The sequence below is a fragment of the Kitasatospora sp. NPDC002522 genome, assembly GCF_053595195.1.
In genome coordinates this window covers 1-3,518 of sequence record NZ_JBSFXE010000100.1, presented here as the reverse complement: position 1 = coordinate 3,518, position 3,518 = coordinate 1, and the positions used below count along the sequence as shown (strand labels likewise).

The 3,518-nt window shown below is 73.3% G+C and carries 1 protein-coding gene; it reads left to right on the top strand.

The annotated features are described in order from the left end of the window. Window positions 1–205 precede the first annotated feature (205 nt). Window positions 206–3,518 (top strand): hypothetical protein (locus ACWD4U_RS34625; RefSeq protein ID WP_449787406.1); only part of this gene is annotated, 3,313 nt, incomplete at its 3' end.

Genomic DNA, 3,518 nt, shown 5'->3' with positions numbered 1-3,518 from the left:
CGGTCTCGCCGACGTGTCGGTGCCGACCGGTGCAGACCATATTCCGCGTGGTCTTGACGGTGTGTCGGCGGTCTCCGGGGACGGCCAGGTGCCGCGCGGTCTCGCCGGCGTGTCGGTGTCGACCGGTGCCGACCACACTCCGCGTGGTCTTGACGGTGTGTCGGCGGTCTCCGGGGACGGTGCCGGGCCGTTGGAGCGCGGCGGCGTGTCGCAGCCGGGTGCGGAGGGGGTGACGGTGGTCCAGTCGGCTGCCGGGCTCCCGGATGGTCTGGGGGTGCTGCCCGGCGGCAGGGTCCTGGGCGTCGATGCGACGGCTCGTGAGCTGTCGTCGGTGGTGGACCGGATGCGGGTGCTCGGCCTGGTCGACGACGGCGTCGCGAATGTCCTGCGGCGGTCGCTGACCCGTCCGGCGGATGCGGCCGACTTCACGCTGGCCTGGCGGGCCGCGGTCCCCGCCGCCACCGCGCGGGAGATCGCCCGCCGCTACCGGCAGGCACTGGACTCCCCGGTCACCCGGGACATGGCCGCCCGGATGGGCCTCGAGGTGAGCGCCTCGGTCGGACCCGGCGGCGCCAACCACCCCGACGACGTGGCGAAGGTGCGGCGCTTCCTGACCGACGAAGGCTTCGAGACCCCCCGCACAACGGGACTCGACCCCGCCACCGCCCTCCTCGCCGCCTACCTGAAGGACGGCGCACACAACCCGCGCCTCACCCCCGCTGACGCCGCCGCCATCCGCGACACCCTCGTCACGATCTCCGACCAGCGCTCGGCGGTCCTCGACGCGACCGAGGTCCGGGAGGCACACGACACCATCGAACGCATCGGCGCAGCATTCACCGACGCCGACGACGGGCAGCCGGTCCCGGAAGACCGGCCCCGGGAGGACCGGCAGGACCGGGAGGACCGGGAGGTGATCGAGCGCATCGGCGGGCTGTTCGAGGACGCCGGCGACGGGCAGCCGCTCCCGGACGCCCCGCCGCTGGTCGACGGCCCGCAGTATCCCGCCACGCGGGAGGTGGCCGGGCTTCGGCAGCCGCATGTCCTCGTCGCGGAGCGTCAGCTGCCGCCCACGTCCGCCGACGTGACGCCGCCGCACCCGCCCAGCCACCCCACCCCCGCCACACCGCCCGTCATGACACCGGTCGGACTCTCCTTCGCGAAGGGCTCGACCACCCTCGCCCCCAGCGTCAAGATCCGGATCATCGAGACCGCCAGAGACCTCGCCGCCACCCTCGACGCCCGCCACCGCCAGGGCCTGCAACCGCCCGTCGTCACCGTGACCGGCAGCGGCGAGGGCCGCCTCACCGCCGCAGCGACCGGCCGCGCCCGCGCCACCGCCGTCGCCGACGAACTCCACCGCCGCCTCACCGAGGAACTCGACCGCCTCGACAGCCCCGCCCACGCCACCATCCGCACCCGCACGACCGGAAGCACCGAAGCCCCCGCCGCACTCTTCCCCGGCTGGAGCGCCGACGCCCGCCGCCAGACCGCCGTCATCTCACTCGACCACACCCCCGTCGCCGACCACCTCAACCTCCTCGAGACCCGCACCGGCGTCCTGATCGGCGACCCCCGCCCCTACTCCACCGCCACCAACCAACGCCACCAGCACGCCCTCGACCACCTCCCACACCGCGACGACACCTACGTGGTAGCGATGCACATCGGCGACACCGGCGCCCCGATCAGCCCGGAGCAGCTCGCCGACGTGCTCCGCGCGGCCTACGACAGCGGGAAGCTGGACGGCAAAACGCGGATCGACTTCCTGTCCTGCCGCCTCGGCGCACTGACGGAGCGTCACGTCCCGCAGGCGCTCAGCGCATTGTGGGCCCACCAGCAGGCGAACCCCCGCCCCGGCGTGTCCGGCCCGCTCACCGGGCGGGCGCCCGTCGGCGACGTGTGGGTCCTGCCGAAGATGGTGAACGGCGAAGCCGACTTCACCACCGACCGCGAGGTCATCGTCGCCGACCACGTCGGCATCGACACCCACGGCAAACCGGTGATCGTCCTGGGCCCCGAATCGCTCTGGCGCACCTACACCCACAGCGGCGACACCGACCACACCCCCCACACCACCCTCAGCGGCGGCCACCTCACCCCCCACGGCGACACCGACCACCACCTCCCCACCGGCTACACCAACCACCGGCCCACCCACCCCACCGACCCCACCCACACCCTCCAACCACTCGACGGTGCCAGCAAATTCGGGCCGAACCGACGTGCTCTCATGGACACCCTGGCGTCGCGTCAGGCGGAGTTCGGTGATGCCGCCGTGCCGGTGCCGGTGTCGCTTGCGCCGGTGTCGGTGTTGTTCGCCCGGGGGTCGACGGAGTTGGGGGAGGGTTCGCGGGGGGTGGTCGCGGCCACGGCGCGGCGCCTCGCGCCGGAGTTGGCGGAGCGGCACCGGCAGGGCCGGGCGTTGCCGCGGGTCATGGTGACCGGTCGGGGCGACGGTAGTGCGTTGAACGGCCCAGCGCGGGCCGCGGAGACGGTGGGAGAGTTGAGGACGCGACTGCGGGAGGAGTTGGCCGCGTTGGGTGTGGACGTGGAGCCGCCTATCGATGTGGTGCTGCCGAAGCAGGTCGAGCAGGCGTTGGTCCGTCAACTCTCCACGACGATCGCGTTGGACTACGCGGGCGTCGCCGACACCTTGCACCTCCAGCACACCGAGTCGGGTGTCCTGGTGACCGGCCCGGCCAGGGACATGCCGGGTGCCCGGGGCGAGGCCCGGTCCGCGCTGGACCGCCTGCCGCAGCGTGGTGATGTCTTCGTAGTGGGCATGCACGTGGGCCGGGACGGCACTCCGGTCGGCCCGAAGGAACTGGCGGACGTGCTGCTGGCGGCGTACGACGGCGGCAGGCTGGACGGGAGGAGCCGCATCGACTTCGTGTCGTGTCGGCTCGGTTCGGTGACGGAGCGTCACGTACCGGAGGCGATGGCCGCGTTGTGGGCGCATCAGGCGGCGAATCCACGGCCGGGGGTGGCGGGTGCGTTCATTGGGCGGGCGCCGGTGGGGGATGTGTGGGTGGTGCCGAAGGTGGTCGGCGCTGTCGGGGATTTCGGTGCGGACCGGGAGGTGGTCGTCGCGGACCACGTAGGCATCGACGCCCACGGCAGGCCGGTGGTGGTCCGGAGCGAGACCTCCGTCTGGCGCACCTTCGCAGACACCGGCGAGGCCGCCCACACCGCGCGGCACCAGGACGGCGCCGATGTCCCCGAGGGCTATCGGGTGCAGCGGTCGGCGGATTCGGGTGGTCCGGGGCGGGGGTTGGAGGCGTTGGACGGTGCGGTGCGGTTCGGTCCCGACCGTCAGCCGAAGCGGTCGGCGGGGCACGGTGCGGCCCCGCATGACAGGCCCGACCCCAAGGGCCCCTCCGGTGGGCCCGAGGTCCGCTTCCTGCAGGGCGTCCCGCAGGTGTTCCAGGTGACGGCGGGCGGGAGCGGGGTGAAGGTCAACGGGAGGATCTTCGACCTGCCGAAGAAGGGGCGTGCCCGGTTCCAGGGCGCGCTGT